This window comes from Mesorhizobium sp. BR115XR7A (assembly GCF_020165315.1).
GTDB lineage: Bacteria > Pseudomonadota > Alphaproteobacteria > Rhizobiales > Rhizobiaceae > Mesorhizobium > Mesorhizobium australicum.
The window spans coordinates 1-1063 of sequence record NZ_JAIUHW010000042.1; the positions used below are offsets into that span (position 1 = coordinate 1).

The 1063-nt window shown below is 63.0% G+C and carries 1 protein-coding gene and 1 pseudogene; both read right to left on the reverse strand.

Going from position 1 to position 1063, the window contains the following annotated elements; genetic code table 11:
• Nucleotides 1–878: IS3 family transposase (locus LB557_RS31480; protein ID WP_224713166.1), on the reverse strand; the 878-nt coding region annotated here is incomplete at its 3' end.
• Nucleotides 845–997, reverse strand: a pseudogene (locus LB557_RS31485) (transposase); the annotation flags it as partial. The pseudogene LB557_RS31485 and the gene LB557_RS31480, both read right to left, overlap by 34 nt.
• Nucleotides 998–1063: the final 66 nt, after the last annotated feature.

The window sequence follows — 1063 nt, forward strand, 5'->3', positions numbered from 1 at the left end:
TCGGCAATGGCGCTTCGGGCGTAGTCGAGACCGAAGAACAGGCTCTCGTTCAAAAGCTCATCGCGCATCCGGCCGTTGAAACTCTCGACATAGCCGTTCTGCATTGGCTTGCCTGGCGCGATGTAGTGCCATTCGATTCTATGATCCTTCGACCAGGCGAGGATGGCGTTCGAGGTGAACTCGGTGCCGTGGTCGGAGACGATCATACCCGGCTTGCCGCGCTGGGTGATCAGTTCCGTCAGTTCACGCGCAACCCGACGGCCGGAGATCGAGGTGTCCGGGATCGCCGCCAGGCATTCGCGCGTCACGTCGTCGACGACGTTGAGCACGCGAAACCTGCGGCCGCAGGCGAACTGGTCATGCACGAAATCCAGCGACCAGCGCGCGTTCGGCTTTGCCTCGACCAGGATCGGCGCCCGGGTGCCGACCGCTCGCCGCCTTGCCCGGCGCTTGCGCACCGTCAGGCCTTCCTCGCGGTAGAGACGATAGATGCGGTTGACCCCAGATGCCTCGCCCTCGCGCCTGAGCAGGATGAACAGCCGCCTGTAGCCAAAGCGTCGGCGCTCGTTGGCGAGGTCGCGCAGCCGACCACGCAGCTCCGTCTCTGACGGTCGGCGAGACTGGTAGCGGATCATCTTGCGATCGGCGCCGACGAAGGAACAGGCCCGACGCTCCGACAAGCCCATGACGGCCTGCAGATGCGCGACGGCTTCGCGCTTAACGGCGGGCCCTACCATTTTTTTGACAGAAGCTCGCGCAGCGCCGAGGCTTCCAGCATCTGATCGGCGAGCAGCTTCTTCAGCTTGGCGTTCTCGTCTTCCAGCGCCTTCAGCCGCTTGGCGTCGGACACGTCCATCCCGCCATACTTCGCCTTCCAATTATACAGCGTCGCCTCCGAGACCCCGTGCTTGCGAGCCAGATCGCCCGCCTTCGCTCCCGCCTCGTGCTCGCGCAGAACCGCAATGATCTGCTCTTCCGTGAACCGCTTTCTCTTCATCAGTCCGTCCTTCGATCAAGGGCCGGACTCTAATCTCACATGGAGGAAATTCTCAGTGGCAGGTCA